This is a genomic window from Rhodoplanes sp. Z2-YC6860 (genome assembly GCF_001579845.1).
Taxonomy (GTDB): domain Bacteria; phylum Pseudomonadota; class Alphaproteobacteria; order Rhizobiales; family Xanthobacteraceae; genus Z2-YC6860.
This window is the reverse complement of record NZ_CP007440.1, coordinates 3,331,569-3,346,110: the sequence shown is the minus strand read 5'-3', so window position 1 is coordinate 3,346,110 and position 14,542 is coordinate 3,331,569. Positions and strand designations below refer to the sequence as shown.

Below are 14,542 nucleotides of genomic sequence, written 5' to 3'. Positions count from 1 at the left end.
TCGCTCGCGGCGCCACAGGTCACGAACGTCGATTTAGGTCCATTTGCAACCGTTTGGTCTGCTTTCGATAACAGAGGTGGGAGGCGCCGCTTTCTTGCGAAACGCACCATTCGCCGACCCAGGCCCGACTTATTCGAGCACCTCATCGGCGCGGGCCAAAACCATCGGAGACACGGTGAGGCCGATCGTCTTCGCGGTTTTCATGTTGATCACAAGTTCGTATTTGCTCGGTTGCTGCACCGGTAGATCGGCAGGCTTCGCACCCTTGAAGATTTGATCGACATAGCGCGCAAGAACGCGCGCTCGTTCACTGAAGCTCGCGCTGTACGACATTAAAAGCCCAGCTTGTACGGCTGACTTTTGGGTCGAGAGCGACGGCAGTCGATGCTTGAGAGCGAGGTCAACCGTCTTTTTCACCGGCAGACTACCCTGGACGATAACCGCCTTTGCACCATCACGAATGAGTGTCTCAAACGCGCTGTCCAGGTCATCGTTGCTGCGTATGACGACCTCGCGGACCTCGAGGCCAAGACCCGAAGCTCCTTGCTGGATTTGATCGAAGAATGGCTTCATGAACAAATCGTCGGCATTGCCCAGTACGCCGACACGGCGCGCTTCCGGAATAATCTCAGGGATCAGTTCCAGACTTTTCGCCACGGCCTCGGCTGCCGTAACCGACATGCCGGTGATATTGCCCTCGGGTCGCGCCAGACTCCTGATCAAACCGGTTCCGATAGGGTCGCCAGCCATAACCACTATCGGGACGGTGCGCGTCGCATTCTTGGCGGCGTGAGCGGCGGGGGTCTGCACCGCGATCATCACATCGACGCCGTCCCGAACCAAATCAGACGCCAACGACGGAAGCCGCTCGTCCTGACCTTGGCCGGACCGGATATCAATCCGAATATTCTTTCCTTCAAGATAGCCAAGCTCGCCAAGCGCCTCGCGAAACGGTCCCAGGGGCTCCAAGCCACCGACCAACAGAATGCCGATACGCCAAATGCGGTCGCGTGGCTGCCCAAAAACCGTGGCCGGCCTTATGGCAGTTGCACCCACAACCGCTGCGACAAACTCCCGCCGCCTCATGCCTGCCCCCACGTTGCGAGTTGGCGCATCGTAGCCGCTCGGGATAGAAGGCTGAAGGTAGGTGTGATGTCGCAGTCAGGGCATTGGACGATAGTGAGCGGCCTCAATTCTATGTCTGCTCTAATCCCAATGGCGGACATCGCGAATCTAACAAGTACACGCGCTAATTTCCGGCGCTGAGCCGCAGCACCGCCAGCGCCAGCGCCTTCGCGCGCGGCACCAGCGTGTCGATCTCCAGATACTCGTCGGGCGAATGCGCCCGGCCACCGACCGGTCCGACCGCGCAGATGGTCGGTGTGCCGGCCGCGGAAGCAAAGCCTGAATCGGCGCATCCGCCGGTAAAGAGTGCCGAGGTGTCGGTGACGCCCAGCGCCTTCAGGCTCGCCGCATAGTGCTCGTACAGCGCCTTGCCCTCATCGGTTTCGACCAACGGCAGAAACTCGCCGGTGATCTCGAGCCTGGCGCTCGTGCCCGGCACGAAGCTCTTGGCCATGATGGCCTCGATCTTGGCGAAGGTGTCGTTGCGCTGATCCGGCGTAATGAAGCGCAGGTCGACCTCGCCCTTGGCCCATGGCGCCACGGTGTTGACGGTCTGGCCACCCGACACGACGCCGACATTGAGGGTGATGCCGTTCTTCGGATCGCTCAGCGCGCTGAGCGCCAAGATCTTGTGCGCGAGCTCGTTGATGGCGCTGATGCCGACCTCGAAATTCGCTCCCGAATGCGCGGCCTTGCCGGTGATCTCGAAGCGCATGAACACGCCGCCCTTTCGCCCGGTCACGGCGGCGCCGCGTCCGCGGCCCGGCTCGGAGTTGAAGCAGACACGCGCCGCCCGGGCATGCGCCTCGATGACCTTCCGCGAGAACGGCGAACCGATCTCTTCGTCTCCCGTAAAGAGCGCCATCACCGGCGCCGGCGCGCCGCCGAATTGCTGGATCGCGGCGAGCACGAAACAGTTCATCACCAGACCTGCTTTCATGTCGGCAACTCCCGGACCATAGGCGCGGTCGCCCTCGACCTTGAATGGCCGGCGCGTCGGCTCGCCTTTTGGGAACACCGTGTCGCGATGGCCCATCAGCAGGATCGGGCGGTTGCTGCCTCCGCCCCGCCCGACCGTGGCGCTGATGGCGTCGCCGAATTGCACGTCGGGCGTGACTTCGGATGCGATGCCGTGGCCCAGGAGGAAGCTGCGGATATGACCGCCGACCGCGTCGACGCCCGGCTTGTCGTAGGAGCCGCTGTCGGTGTTTACCAGCGTCTCAAGCAGCGCCAGCATGGCGCCGTGCTGGGTGCCGAGCCAGTCGAGGATTTTCTGTTCGCTGCTGTTGCGGTCCGCGGCCATGGGTACTCCGTTCGTCTAAGTGTATCCCCCGCTCATTATACTTACGGTAGAGTAGCCACATGAGCGGCCACGGCAAGTCCTCCAAGCCGTGGGCGGACATTGCCGTGATCCATCAGCCCCTTCATAGCGAGGTGATCACGCGTGTGCCAATGCGATGGCGCAGGCAGATGCGCTCGGATGAGCCGGATAAGGAGGACGTGCGCTAAGCTGCCCTGCTCTCGATCGCCTTCATCAGTTCGGCGGCCCTCGGCCGATCAGGCGCCTCTGCATTGGCGGCTGCGCGCTCTTCGGGCAGCGGCGCGATCTTGGCCCAGCGCTGCGCCAGAGCAATCGCGGCGCGCAGCTCAGCGAGGAATTTCTCATCGGTGTAGTAGTGCCGCCAGCGGCCGCTCTTATACAGATCGAAATAATGATCTCGACGGCGCTCGGCGAGCGCGCGCCATTTCAACGCAGTGGCTTCCAGCTTGACCGTGGCTTTGACCATGGTTTGAGGAAGCCCCGAGATACGCGGAACAGGGCACTCGAATTCACGATGCGCCATGATCGATCCGCCTGTCGCACAATAGCGACAGGCAAGATGCTTAGTCGGGATTCGCACACGAGCAATGCGTGCGTTTGACGAACACAGGCGCTCAACACGTTATGCACAGCCTTGTTGACAGGCCCAATCGGCCATGAGCAGGCACTCTGGGGCACCGTCATGTGAAATTCTCAAAGTGCCCGATAGGCTTGAGCGGCGTTATCTGCCGCGAGACAGCGCCTAAGGCTTGATCGAGACAATTCCCTCGATTTCGACCGAAATCTGCCCCGGCAGCGAGCCCATGCCGACCGCCGAACGGGCATGTTTGCCGTTCTCGCCGAACACCTCGACGAACAGGTCCGACATGCCGTTTGCCACCTTGGGCTGCTCCTTGAAGTCCGGCACCGCGTTGACCATCACCAGCATCTTCAAGATGGTGTCGACGCGGTCGAGCGAGCCGAGCGCAGTGCGCATGGTCGAAAGGAGTTGCAAGCCGATGATGCGAGCGCGGCGATAGCCCTCCTCGACCGTGACGTCAGCGCCGACCTTGCCGGACAGCGTATTGCCCTTGTCGTCGCGCGGCCCCTGCCCGGCAAGAAACAGAAGATTACCGGCGATGCGATACGGCAGATAGTTGGCCACCGGCGTCGGCACCTGCGGCAGCACGAGACCGAGTTGCTTCAAACGGGCTTCAGCGCTCATGGGGTTGTCCTTTTGCCTTGATGTTCAAAGTGATTATTGGGGACACGCACGGCACGAACAAGCCCGGCGATGCACAGGTGAAATGCAGAGGACCCAGAGCCACATGTGGACTCTTGGCCGGCTGTTCCTGTCTACAGCTTGATCCGCAGATGGTGCGCGATTTCGCCGATCACGCCGCGACGGAAGGCCAGCACGCAGACGACGAAGATCACGCCTTGGATCACCGTGACCCACTGCCCGACCTGGGCGAGATAGTTCTGCATGGCAACGACGATGAATGCCCCGGCCACCGGCCCGAACACCGTGCCAAGCCCTCCGACGAGGGCCATCAACACCACCTCGCCCGACATTGGCCAGTCGACGTCGGTCAGTGACGCAATCTGCAACACGATCGCCTTGGTCGAGCCGGCCAGGCCCGCGAGGGTTGCCGACAGCACAAAGGCCATCAGCTTGTAGCGGTCGGTCTTGTAGCCGAGCGAAATCGCCCGCGCCTCATTCTCGCGAATGCCTTTCAGCACCTCGCCAAACGGCGAATGGATGATGCGGTAGATCAGGAGGAAGCCAAACAGGAATATGCCGACCGTGGTGAAGTACATGTTGGTCTGATCGGACAGATCGATCGAACCGAACAGCTTGCCGCGCGGTACCGCCTGGATGCCGTCCTCGCCGCCGGTGAATTTCAGTTGCAGCGCGAAGAAGAACATCATCTGCGCGAGCGCAAGCGTGATCATCGCGAAATAGATGCCCTGGCGGCGGATCGCGAGCGAACCCGAGATGATGCCGAGCAGGCAGGCGGTCAGCGTGCCGGTCAGGATCGCAAGCTCGGGCGGGAACCCCCAGACCTTGGCCGAGTGGGCCGCGAGATAGCTCGCCCAACCGAAGTAGAGCGCGTGGCCGAACGAGAGCAGCCCGACATAGCCGATCAGCAGATTGAACGCGCAGGCGAACAGCGCAAAGCACAGCGCCTGCATGATGAACATCGGATAGATCGCCTTGGGCGCAATCACGAGCAGCGCCACCATGATGACGAAGACGAGCGGCTCGCTCCAACTTCGCGAGGAATGAGCGGCGGAAGCCGTCGGCGCAGCCGCCTCGATGCGCTGCTCCATGCTCATGTCCTCCGTCCAAACAGGCCCGCGGGCCGAACCAGGAGCACGATGGCCATGACGACGAAGATCACGGTGTTGGACGCCTCCGGGAAAAATACCTTGGTCAGGCCCTCAACAATGCCGAGCCCGAAACCCGTGACGATCGCGCCCATGATCGAGCCCATGCCGCCGATCACCACGACCGCGAACACCACGATGATCAGCGACGACCCCATCTGCGGGCTGACGTTGTAGATCGGCGCTGCCATCACGCCGGCGAACGCCGCCAGCGCCGCGCCGAAACCGTAAGTCAGCGTGATCATGAGCGGCACGTTGATGCCAAAGGCGCGGACCAGCGTGGGGTTCTCGGTTGCCGCACGGAGATACGCGCCGAGCTTGGTGCGCTCGATCACGAACCAGGTCGCCAGGCAGACGCCGAGCGAGGCGGCGATCACCCAGGCGCGATAGTTCGGCAGGAACATGAAACCGAGATTGGTGCCGCCAGTGAGCGATTCCGGCACCGTGTAAGGCAGGCCCGCCGAACCGTAGCGATTGCGAACGAGACCCTCGATGACCAGTGCAAGCCCGAACGTCAACAGCAATCCGTAGAGGTGATCGAGCTTATAAAGCCACTGCAGCAGCGTACGCTCGATGACGACGCCGATCAGACCGACGATCAGCGGCGCAACAAGCAGCGCCCACCAATAGTTCACGCCGAGCAGTTCGAGCAGCAAGTAGGCCGCAAACGCGCCCAGCATGTACTGGGCGCCGTGGGCGAAATTGATGATGTTGAGCATGCCAAAGATCACGGCAAGGCCGAGACTCAGGAGCGCATAGAACGAGCCGTTGATCAGGCCGATCAACAGCTGTCCGAACAGGGCCGCGGATGGAATGCCGAAGATTTCAAACATGCGTTTGCGTCAATCCCGCAGGTTCGTGTCCCGGGCACGATGCCCGGGACACGAGAGCGTGTCTTAGCCGCTTACCAGCGGGCAGCCGCCTTCCTTGAGCGGACGGAAGGCTTCCGCCGCCGGGATGGTGGCCTTCAGCGTGTAGAAGTCGCCGGGGTGCTTCGATTCCGACGGCTTCTTGACCTCAAACAGATACGCGTCGTGGATCTTGCGGCCGTCGACGCGGATCTCGCCCTTGCCGAACAGCGGATCGTCGGTCTTCAGTTCCTTCATCTTCGCCGTGACAGTCTTGCCGTCCGGCGAGCCGCCAAGCGCAGCGCGCGCCTTCAGATAATGCAGGACGCCGGAATAGACGCCGGCATGGACCATGGTCGGGAACTTGCCGGCAGCCTTACGCTCTTCCTGCCAACGCTTGGTCCAGGCGCGGTTGGCATCGTTCATGTCCCAGTACCAGGTCTCGGTGAAGGTCAGGCCCTGCGCGGTCTGCAGGCCGAGCGCGTTGATGTCGCTTGCGAACACAAGGAGGCCGGCGAGCTTCTGGCCGCCCTTGACGATGCCGAACTCGGCCGCCTGCTTGATCGAGTTGACGGTGTCGCCGCCGGCGTTGGCGAGGCCGATCACCTTGGCCTTCGACGACTGCGCCTGCAGCAGGAACGAGGAAAAATCGGCCGTGTTCAGCGGATGGCGCACCTTGCCCAGCACCTTGCCGCCGTTCTTCTCGACCACTTCGCCGGTGTCGCGCTCGAGTGCATGGCCGAAAGCGTAGTCGGCGGTGAGGAAGAACCAGGTGTCGCCGCCGGTCTTGACGATCGCCTTGCCGGTGCCGTTGGCGAGCATCCAGGTGTCGTAGGTCCAGTGGATGGTGTTGGCGTTGCACTTCGAGCCAGTGAGGTCCGAAGCGGCAGGACCGGAGCCGATGAACAGCTTGTTCTTGCTGGCCGCGATCTGGCTGACCGCGAGCGCCACGCCCGAATTCGGCGTGTCGATGATCATGTCGACCTTGTCGACATCGAACCACTGGTTGGCGAGGTTCGAGCCGACATCGGCCTTGTTCTGATGGTCGCCGGAAATCAGCTCAACCTTGACGTTGGGATGATCCTTGGTGAAGTCGGCGATCGCGAGTTTCGCCGCCACGACCGAGCCCGGGCCGCCGAGGTCGGCGTAGAGGCTCGACATGTCCGTCAGGACGCCAATCTTGACGTTGATATCTTCCGCCTGCGCGGGGGCGCAGGCGAGCGCGGCGCCGATCGCCGCCAAGCTCAAGAGTCTTTTCATTCGTCGTTCTCCTTCTTTCCTTGATCGTTCGTTCAACCGTTCACCTGTTAGCCGCTCACGAGCGGACACCCGCCATCCTTCAACGGACGGAAAGCCTCCTCGGCCGGAATGGTGGCGCGGGTCTTGTAGAAGTCGCCGGGGTACTTCGATTCCGACGGTTTCTTGACTTCGAACAGATAGGCCGGGTGGAGCTTGCGGCCGTCGGCGCGGATGCTGCCCTTGCCGAACAGCGGATCGTCGGTCGGAAGCTTTTTCATCTCGGCCACCACGGCCTTGCCGTCGGCCGCGCTCTTCAGCGCCGTCACCGCCTTCAGATAGTGGAGCGTGCCGGCATAGACGCCGGCCATGTTCATGGTCGGCACCTTGTTGGCCGCGTTGCGCTCGCCCTGCCAGCGTTTGGTCCAGGCACGGCTGTTGTCGTTCAAATCCCAATACCAGGTCTCGGTGAAGATCAGGCCTTGCGCGATGTTGAGGCCGAGCGCATTCACGTCGCTCGCGAACACCAGGAGGCCTGCGAGGCTCTGACCGCCCTTGACGACGCCGAACTCGGCGGCCTGCTTGATCGAGTTGATGGTGTCGCCGCCGGCATTGGCAAGGCCGATGACTTTCGCCTTCGATGACTGCGCCTGCAGCAGGAACGAGGAGAAGTCCGCGGTGTTCAGCGGATGGCGGACCCTGCCGAGCACCTTGCCGCCGTTCTTCTCGATCACCTCCGTCGTGTCACGCTCGAGCGCCTGACCGAAAGCATAGTCAGCGGTGAGGAAGAACCAGGTGTCGCCGCCGGTCTTGACGATGGCCTTGCCGGTGCCGTTGGCGAGCATCCAGGTGTCGTAAGTCCAATGCACGGTGTTGGCGTTGCACTTGGCGCCCGTAAGGTCCGACGTTGCGGGGCCGGAGCCGATGAACACCTTGTTCTTCTGGCTCGCGACCTGGCTGACGGCGAGGCCCACGCCCGAATTCGGCACGTCGACGATCATGTCGACCTTGTCGGAATCGAACCATTGGTTGGCCAGGCCGGTGCCGACATCGGCTTTGTTCTGGTGATCGCCGCCGACCACCTCGACCTTGACGTTGGGATGATCCTTCATGAAATCGGCCGCCGCCATCCTGGCGGCAATCAGCGAGCCAGGGCCGGTCACGTCGGCATAGAGGCTCGACATGTCGGTGAGCACGCCGACCTTGACGTTGACCTGCTGCGCATGCGCGACGCCCACCGAAAGCATCGCGGCGAGCCCTGCCAAGATCATGATCCGCTTCACCCAGTATCCTCCCGAACTTTATTTTCGTTCCGTTGTTCTCGTCACACTCCCAAATATTCGTGCAGCTTGCCGAGATTGGCTTCGAGCTCCGAGCTCGCAAAATTTTCGACCATGCGGCCGTTCTCCATCACATAGTAGCGATCGGCCACCGTCGACGCGAAGCGAAAGTTCTGCTCGACCAGCAGGATGGTGAAGCCCTGCTGCTTCAAGGTGCGGATCGTCTTGCCGATCTGCTGGATGATGACCGGCGCGAGCCCTTCGGTCGGCTCATCGAGCAGAAGTAGACGCGCGCCGGTGCGAAGGATACGGCCGATCGCCAGCATCTGCTGCTCACCGCCGGAGAGCTTGGTGCCCTGGCTCGAACCGAGCCGCTCTTTCAGATTGGGAAACAATTCGAAGATCGCGTCGAGCGAGAGCCCGCCCTGCCGCACTTGCGGCGGGAGCATCAGATTTTCCTGCACCGTCAGGCTCGCAAAGATGCCGCGCTCCTCAGGGCAGAGCGCGATGCCGGCGCGGGCGATCTCGTTCGACGTGCAGCCAATGAGCTCGCGGCCTTCGAACGTCACCGAGCCGCGGCGCTGGCCGACGATGCCCATGATCGATTTCATCGTCGTGGTCTTGCCGGCGCCATTTCTTCCGAGCAGCGTGACGACCTCGCCTTGATGCACGTCGAACGACACGCCGTGCAAAATATGAGACTCGCCGTACCAGGCGTTGAGGTCTTTCACCGACAGGAGCGGCGCGCGCACGTCAAGCATGGCCGGTCCCCATATACGCCTCGCGCACCTCCGGATTGCTCGACACCGTGGCGTAGTCGCCTTCGGCCAGCACGCGACCGCGTGTCAGCACGGTGATGCGGTGGCAGAGGTTCTCGACGACGCTCAGATTGTGCTCGACCATCAGCACGGTGCGGTCGGCGGCCACGCGTTTGATGAGCGCAGCGATCCGATCGATATCCTCATGACCCATGCCGGCGGTGGGCTCGTCGAGCAGCAGCATCTCCGGATCGAGCGCGAGCGTGGTCGCAATTTCGAGCGCGCGCTTTCGGCCATACGGCAACTCCACCGCGGCAATGCCGGCGAACTCCGTGAGACCCACGTCATTGATCAGAGACAGCGCACGTTCGTTATAACGGTTGAGCACGCGGCGCGAACGCCAGAAGTCGAATGAGCCGCCACGCTCGCGCTGCAGCGCAATGCGGACATTCTCCAGCACCGTGAGATGCGGGAACACCGCCGATATCTGGAACGAGCGCACCATGCCGAGACGCGCGACGTCGGCCGGCTGCATCGCGGTGATGTCGTTGCCTTTGTAGACGATACGCCCGCGTGTGGGCTGCAGGAATTTGGTGAGCAGATTGAAGCAAGTGGTCTTGCCGGCGCCATTCGGGCCGATCAACGCGTGCACCGAACCGCGCTCCACGCGCAGATTGACGCCGTTGACAGCGACGAAACCGGCAAACTCCTTGGTCAGCCCCTCGGTCTCGAGGATGCATTCGGCCATCGGCGCGTTTCCCTGGATGCGCCTTTGGCCCGGACAGCCCCCTCAGACCACCGGACACGCATCCACTCCCAGAACATCGCCATTTAGAAGGGCTTCGCGGAAGCCGTCCAGACCCCCCAAAGTCTGATTGCCAAACTTGATGCCACGCATTCCGCTGGTTGGGCGTCATAAAACTGCACAAAAAAGAACCCGTCCGGACGGCGAACCATCCGGGCGGGCCCTGTGAGACCGACGCGAGGGGAAGGCGGGGGCGTGCGCGCCGGCCGCAGCACCGTGATCAGTAGTAACGGCAGACCTTCGCGGTTCCGACGTAGTCGCCGTAGGAGTTGTACTGGCGCTCGAAGCGGCAGCGGCGATAGCCATCGACGTAGACCGGTTCGGCGTAAGCGTTGGCAACCGCACCGGCGACGATGGCGCCGCCGATCACCGCACCGGCAATGCCCCAGCCATGATGGCCGCCCGCATTCGCGGCGCTGGTCGGAACCGTGAGGCTCGCGGCGAGCGCCACAACAGCAAGGCCCGCGGCAATCTTCGACTTCAAATTCATGACACTCTCCCTTGGGTATCTCTGGTGGACCGGAACGGTCCTCATGGCCATTGGTCGGGACCGCGGGACAAAGGTTCAGCGCAATTCCGCTGCACCGCGCGGGGAGTGCGAAAAGTCACAATGGCGGTTGCATCGCAGAAAACAGAAAGGGCCGGAAAATATCCGGCCCCTTCCGATCTATCTGCACCGAAGGTCTATTGCGCCGTCATCCTGGGCTGCGGCGCGCCCTGCCCGCTCGCCTGCACCGCAAGGATGGCCTGATAGGCATCGACCAGGCCCGCGCCATATTCCGGATCCTTGCCCTTGGGGCCCAGATCCTTCGCGGTCTGCTCCAATATCTTGCGCACGCCGTCGGGCTTGAGCTCGGGCGCCCGCTGCAGGATCAGCGCCGCGACGCCGCTCACGTAAGCCGCCGAGAACGACGTGCCCGAAGTGAGCTGGTAATCGTTGTCAGGCGCAGGCAGCAGGATGTCGACGCCGGGCGCCGTGACCGCGATGTGCGGACCGATGTTCGAGGCCTTGAAAATCTGGTCGTTGGTGTCGGTCGCCGACACGGCGATCACGTTCGGATCAGCGGCCGGATATTGCGGTCCCGACTTCGGACCGAAATTGCCGGCGGCCGCGACCAGCACCGCGCCGTTGGCCTTCACGGCAGCGAGATGCCGGCCGAGCCCCGGATCGGTCGGGCCGGCGAAGCTCATGTTGATCACACGCGCCTTCTGGTCGGTGGCGTATTTCAGGCCCTTGATGATCGCCATGGTGGTGGCGTCGCTGCCGGCGCCGGTGGTGCCGAACGCGCGGATCGCCAGGATTCGCGCGGCGGGCGCCGCGCCCATCAGACGGGCATGAGCGACGATTGCGCCAGCGATCGCAGTGCCGTGGGTGTGAGGCTTCTCGGGCTTCTCCAAAGCGTCGAACGAGCCCGCCACCGCGCCCTGCAATTCGGGATGGCCGAGGTCGACCCCGGAATCGATCACCGCCACCAGGACCTTGTCGCCATTGGCGAGATTGTGCGCCTCGCCCAGGTGGAGCTTGCGGATCGCGTATTGGGCCGGATCGCCTGCGGCCTGCGGCAGCGTGGCTGCCGCCGCCGCGGCGGGTTTCGGCTCCGGCGCGGCCTCAGGCGCTGCTTGCAGCGTCATGCCTGCGGCCGGCTCCGGCTGCGCTTCGGATTTGACCTCCGGTTTGGCTTCGGCGGCCTCTCCGCTTTGTGATTGCACGGTGACGTAGATGAAATTCGGTTGCCGGAAGGCGATGCCGCGCTCGCGGCCGAGCTGGTTGAGCACCGTCGGGACAGAACGGCCGTCGGGAATCTTCCAACGGAACATCGTGGTGTTGGTCAGCGGCAGATAGACCGACTCGACCCGGGTCAAACGATTGCGCAGCGCGACCGCATTGCTCACTTGCGGCGAGACCCTGCCGGCGAATTCAAGCAGCACTTCGTCCTTGACGTAGCGCAGTTCGTTCGGCGGCGGCAGATAGATGCTGCCGACCGGCGGTCGTCGAGGGCCAGCCCCGGCAGGCCCCGGACTGACGGTGGCAAGGCCAGTGCCGATGACCGGCCCAACAATGTGCCGCGGCGGGCGCTTGCCTGGCGGCCTACGGCCCGGACGGCCATCATCGCCGGTCACGACCACTGAATCATTTCCGAAGCGCTGGAAGCGCGGCTCGGCGCGGAAGCTCGTGCCGCCCATCGAACCGCCCATGCTCATGCCGCCGCCGCCCATGCCGCCACGAGGGCCGATCGACATGCTGTTCACGCGAACTTGCGCCTGCGAGCTTGAGGAGGCCGCGGCGACAATGACGACGGCCGAGGCTATCGAAACCGACAGCAAGCCGATCGGCTTGAAAGCTTTATGCAAAATGCTCATCAAAACTCCTCCGCGTCAAAAAAACGCCTTCCGCGAAACGTGAGCCTCAGTGCCACGCCTTTGTGGCCTCGCCGTGTCTGGCCTTGGCCGCTCGCATCAGGCGGCCTTCCGGCCGGAGGTTTTGCGCCATCCTGATTGTTCTGGGATGGCGTCTGTTACTGCGCCTTGGCTACGAAGCTGACCGCCGAATTGTCACGGAGCGTCTTGGTCAGTGCGCTCAACTCGGCATCGGAAATCGCCTTGTCGCCGACGCGCACCTTAAAGAAGCCGTCGGTCGAGGACGGACTCGTAACGATCACCGCGTTGTTGCCGCTGAGCAGGCGGGTGATATCGGCAACGCTCGCCTCGGGCTTGAAACGGATGTTGATGTAAGCCGCCTGCTGTGTGTCGCGCACCGAGGCGAGCTCCGGGCCGCTCACAGTGCCCTGCTTCACGAACACGCCAGCCAGGATGCCGGCCTGCAGCACGATCGCGAGCGCAGCAGCCGTCGCGCCGTAGGCCAGCGTGCGCGGCGAGAAGCTTGCGAACATTTCGGTCAGCCAGGCGCCGAGCCGAAACGTCGACTTCGGCTCGCGCTTGGGCTCGGCGTCGATCTTCTGGAACAGCGCCTCCATGGCGCGCGCCGACGGCGCACCGAGGTTTTCATTGAGCCGGATCGCTTCGCCCAGCTCCTCGCGCACCAGCTCATAGCGGGCGGCCAGCTCGTTGTCGTTGGCGAGCGCCTGCTCGACGCGCGCTGCGTCGCGGCGGCTCAGCGTACCCGCGGCATGCCACGGCAGCAGGAGTTCGATGTCTTCCGGAAGCTCGCCCGCTTCTTTCTTGACTGCGTTCATGGCCAACCTCTTTCAATTCCCTGAGCTTTCAGCAGCTCTGCCAGCTTCTTACGCGCGTAGAACATTCGCGTTTTGACGGTTGCTTCCGGAATTCCAATGATCTCGGCCGCCTCTTCCACGGACTTCTCGTGGTAATAGACCAGATCGATGATCTCCCGGTGATCCGCGGAAAGCCCGCCGAGGCATTGCCGGATCACATCCGCCTTCTGCTTCTTCTCGAGCGTGACGTCGGGGGTGTCCGAGGAGTCCTCGATCGCCTCCGCCATCTCCTCGTCCAGTTCCTGCTCCGGTTTCCGGCGCAGAACGGACAAGGCCTTGAAGCGGGCGATGGCCAGCAGCCAGGTCGAAACCTGGGACCGTCCCTCGAAGCGCCCGGCCTGACGCCAGACATCGAGGAACACTTCGCTGATCAGGTCCTCCGCGGTGGCTTCTTCGCGAACCAGCCGCAGGACGAACCGGTATACCCGCACGTGATGCCGGGCAAAGAGCACCTGCATCGCAAGCCGGTCCCCGTTTGCGATCCGTCCAATCAGGACTTCGTCCGAAGTGGCTGGGTTCGCAGTCAAGTCTCGGCTCTCGTGGAGTTTGTCGCGGCTAATGGCCGTCAGGTTCAAAGGCATTGCAATCTCTCCTCAAACCCCTTGATCCGCAAGCAAAAACAGTCGCCAAACCCCTTTCGGGGGTGGTTAACTGAGGTCATGACCAAGCCGTCGGAAACGCTCGACGCCCTCAACGCCATGCCCGCCAACTCATTTGTCGCGGCAGTCGAAAAAACGTTCGAACGCGCGCCCTGGGTGGCCGAGGCGGTATCAGGTGGCCGCCCCTACGGGACCGTTGCGGCGCTGCACGAGGCGATGATGCGAACGGTGCGGCAAGCGCCGGTCGACAAGATTCTGGCCTTCATCAATGAGCATCCGGAGCTGGGCAGCCGGGTCAAACGCGCTGAATTGACCGGACATTCGCAGGCCGAACAGGGCGGGCTTGGCCTCGACCGCTTGAGCGCGGACGAGTTCGAACGCTTCAGCCGGCTGAACGCGGCCTATCGTCAGAAATTCGGTTTTCCCTTCATCATCTGCGTCCGTCGCCACACCCGCGATTCCATCCTGCGGCAGTTCGAGCGCCGGCTGTCCAATGACGCCGAGACCGAACGCGCCGCCGCGCTCACCGAGATCGGCCTGATCACGCGGCTGCGGCTCGTCGATGCGGTCGACGGCCCTGGCAAACCTGCGACGACGGGACGGCTCTCGACCCACGTGCTCGACACGGTCAGCGGACGCCCTGCTCCCGGCGTGAAGATCGCGCTGCACGAGATCGGTGCGAGCGCGCGCGGCTTGCTCAAGGAGACCATCACCAACGCCGACGGCCGGACCGATGCGCCGCTGATCAGCGGCGAGCCGCTTCGCATCGGCACTTATGAATTGTCATTCCACATCGGCGCGTATTTCGCAGGCCTCAAGCATGCACAATCCGCCGATCCGCCATTCCTCGATGTGGTGCCGATCCGCTTTTCGATCGCCGAGCCCGAAGGGCACTATCACGTGCCGTTGCTCGCCACGCCTTGGAACTATACGACTTACCGCGGAAGCTGAAACGACAACATTGAGG

15 protein-coding genes are annotated in these 14,542 nt (G+C 63.0%); 1 reads left to right on the top strand and 14 read right to left on the bottom strand.

Translation table 11 applies throughout. The annotated features are described in order from the left end of the window. Nucleotides 1-129 precede the first annotated feature (129 nt). From RHPLAN_RS15445 to RHPLAN_RS15380, 14 genes are all read right to left on the bottom strand, one after another. Nucleotides 130-1,086, bottom strand: coding sequence for an ABC transporter substrate-binding protein (locus RHPLAN_RS15445; protein WP_068019597.1), 957 nt, complete (start codon nt 1,084-1,086; stop codon nt 130-132). Between the two features lie 163 nt (nt 1,087-1,249). After that, on the bottom strand, nt 1,250-2,428 hold the full coding sequence (locus RHPLAN_RS15440) for a M20 family metallopeptidase (protein WP_068019595.1): 1,179 nt from the start codon (nt 2,426-2,428) through the stop codon (nt 1,250-1,252). Between the two features lie 202 nt (nt 2,429-2,630). Then, entirely contained in the window at nt 2,631-2,969 is a 339-nt protein-coding gene (locus RHPLAN_RS15435; RefSeq protein WP_084244946.1) for a TIGR03809 family protein, read from the bottom strand. 219 nt (nt 2,970-3,188) lie between these two features. Continuing rightward, nucleotides 3,189-3,650 carry a RidA family protein gene (locus tag RHPLAN_RS15430; protein ID WP_068019591.1) on the bottom strand — a complete coding sequence of 154 codons (462 nt, stop codon included), beginning with the start codon at nt 3,648-3,650 and terminating at the stop codon, nt 3,189-3,191. A 131-nt stretch (nt 3,651-3,781) separates the two neighbouring features. After that, nucleotides 3,782-4,765: a branched-chain amino acid ABC transporter permease gene (locus tag RHPLAN_RS15425; protein WP_068019590.1), complete on the bottom strand. Its 984-nt coding sequence runs from the start codon at nt 4,763-4,765 to the stop codon at nt 3,782-3,784. After that, complete coding sequence (locus tag RHPLAN_RS15420) at nt 4,762-5,649, bottom strand: branched-chain amino acid ABC transporter permease (protein WP_068019589.1); 888 nt, start codon at nt 5,647-5,649, stop codon at nt 4,762-4,764. Before RHPLAN_RS15420 ends, RHPLAN_RS15425 begins: the two co-directional genes overlap by 4 nt. A gap of 63 nt (nt 5,650-5,712) precedes the next feature. Beyond that, nucleotides 5,713-6,924, bottom strand: a complete 1,212-nt coding sequence (locus RHPLAN_RS15415; RefSeq protein ID WP_068019586.1) for an ABC transporter substrate-binding protein — start codon at nt 6,922-6,924, stop codon at nt 5,713-5,715. A 47-nt stretch (nt 6,925-6,971) separates the two neighbouring features. After that, nucleotides 6,972-8,171, bottom strand: a complete 1,200-nt coding sequence (locus RHPLAN_RS15410; protein ID WP_068031260.1) for an ABC transporter substrate-binding protein — start codon at nt 8,169-8,171, stop codon at nt 6,972-6,974. A gap of 53 nt (nt 8,172-8,224) precedes the next feature. After that, entirely contained in the window at nt 8,225-8,941 is a 717-nt protein-coding gene (locus RHPLAN_RS15405; RefSeq protein ID WP_068019584.1) for an ABC transporter ATP-binding protein, read from the bottom strand. Continuing rightward, entirely contained in the window at nt 8,934-9,686 is a 753-nt protein-coding gene (locus RHPLAN_RS15400) for an ABC transporter ATP-binding protein (RefSeq protein WP_068019582.1), read from the bottom strand. Before RHPLAN_RS15400 ends, RHPLAN_RS15405 begins: the two co-directional genes overlap by 8 nt. Before the next feature lie 277 nt (nt 9,687-9,963). After that, nucleotides 9,964-10,233, bottom strand: coding sequence for a hypothetical protein (locus RHPLAN_RS15395; RefSeq protein ID WP_068019581.1), 270 nt, complete (start codon nt 10,231-10,233; stop codon nt 9,964-9,966). Nucleotides 10,234-10,427: 194 nt separating this feature from the next. Next, a complete protein-coding gene (locus RHPLAN_RS15390) occupies nt 10,428-12,104 on the bottom strand; it encodes a S8 family peptidase (protein ID WP_068019579.1) in 1,677 nt (558 codons plus the stop codon). A gap of 155 nt (nt 12,105-12,259) precedes the next feature. Continuing rightward, nucleotides 12,260-12,937, bottom strand: coding sequence for a hypothetical protein (locus RHPLAN_RS15385; protein WP_068019576.1), 678 nt, complete (start codon nt 12,935-12,937; stop codon nt 12,260-12,262). After that, nucleotides 12,934-13,557, bottom strand: a complete 624-nt coding sequence (locus RHPLAN_RS15380) for a sigma-70 family RNA polymerase sigma factor (RefSeq protein WP_157100284.1) — start codon at nt 13,555-13,557, stop codon at nt 12,934-12,936. Before RHPLAN_RS15380 ends, RHPLAN_RS15385 begins: the two co-directional genes overlap by 4 nt. 78 nt (nt 13,558-13,635) lie before the next feature. Between RHPLAN_RS15380 and uraD the strand changes: the two genes are divergently transcribed. Further along, the gene (uraD, locus tag RHPLAN_RS15375) at nt 13,636-14,526 is read left to right on the top strand and encodes a 2-oxo-4-hydroxy-4-carboxy-5-ureidoimidazoline decarboxylase (RefSeq protein WP_068019573.1); all 891 of its coding nucleotides are present in this window, start codon (nt 13,636-13,638) and stop codon (nt 14,524-14,526) included. The last annotated feature ends 16 nt before the right edge of the window (nt 14,527-14,542 follow it).

Bases quoted from the DNA above. Each gene is read 5' to 3' on its own strand.
- RHPLAN_RS15410 (WP_068031260.1), bottom strand. From the start codon at position 8,171: ATGATCTTGGCAGGGCTCGCCGCGATGCTTTCGGTGGGCGTCGCGCAT.
- RHPLAN_RS15380 (WP_157100284.1), bottom strand. From the start codon at position 13,557: ATGCCTTTGAACCTGACGGCCATTAGCCGCGACAAACTCCACGAGAGC.
- RHPLAN_RS15435 (WP_084244946.1), bottom strand. From the start codon at position 2,969: ATGGCGCATCGTGAATTCGAGTGCCCTGTTCCGCGTATCTCGGGGCTT.
- RHPLAN_RS15430 (WP_068019591.1), bottom strand. From the start codon at position 3,650: ATGAGCGCTGAAGCCCGTTTGAAGCAACTCGGTCTCGTGCTGCCGCAG.
- RHPLAN_RS15385 (WP_068019576.1), bottom strand. From the start codon at position 12,937: ATGAACGCAGTCAAGAAAGAAGCGGGCGAGCTTCCGGAAGACATCGAA.
- RHPLAN_RS15415 (WP_068019586.1), bottom strand. From the start codon at position 6,924: ATGAAAAGACTCTTGAGCTTGGCGGCGATCGGCGCCGCGCTCGCCTGC.
- RHPLAN_RS15400 (WP_068019582.1), bottom strand. From the start codon at position 9,686: ATGGCCGAATGCATCCTCGAGACCGAGGGGCTGACCAAGGAGTTTGCC.
- RHPLAN_RS15420 (WP_068019589.1), bottom strand. From the start codon at position 5,649: ATGTTTGAAATCTTCGGCATTCCATCCGCGGCCCTGTTCGGACAGCTG.
- RHPLAN_RS15445 (WP_068019597.1), bottom strand. From the start codon at position 1,086: ATGAGGCGGCGGGAGTTTGTCGCAGCGGTTGTGGGTGCAACTGCCATA.
- RHPLAN_RS15440 (WP_068019595.1), bottom strand. From the start codon at position 2,428: ATGGCCGCGGACCGCAACAGCAGCGAACAGAAAATCCTCGACTGGCTC.
- RHPLAN_RS15395 (WP_068019581.1), bottom strand. From the start codon at position 10,233: ATGAATTTGAAGTCGAAGATTGCCGCGGGCCTTGCTGTTGTGGCGCTC.
- RHPLAN_RS15405 (WP_068019584.1), bottom strand. From the start codon at position 8,941: ATGCTTGACGTGCGCGCGCCGCTCCTGTCGGTGAAAGACCTCAACGCC.
- RHPLAN_RS15390 (WP_068019579.1), bottom strand. From the start codon at position 12,104: ATGAGCATTTTGCATAAAGCTTTCAAGCCGATCGGCTTGCTGTCGGTT.
- RHPLAN_RS15425 (WP_068019590.1), bottom strand. From the start codon at position 4,765: ATGAGCATGGAGCAGCGCATCGAGGCGGCTGCGCCGACGGCTTCCGCC.
- uraD (WP_068019573.1), top strand. From the start codon at position 13,636: ATGACCAAGCCGTCGGAAACGCTCGACGCCCTCAACGCCATGCCCGCC.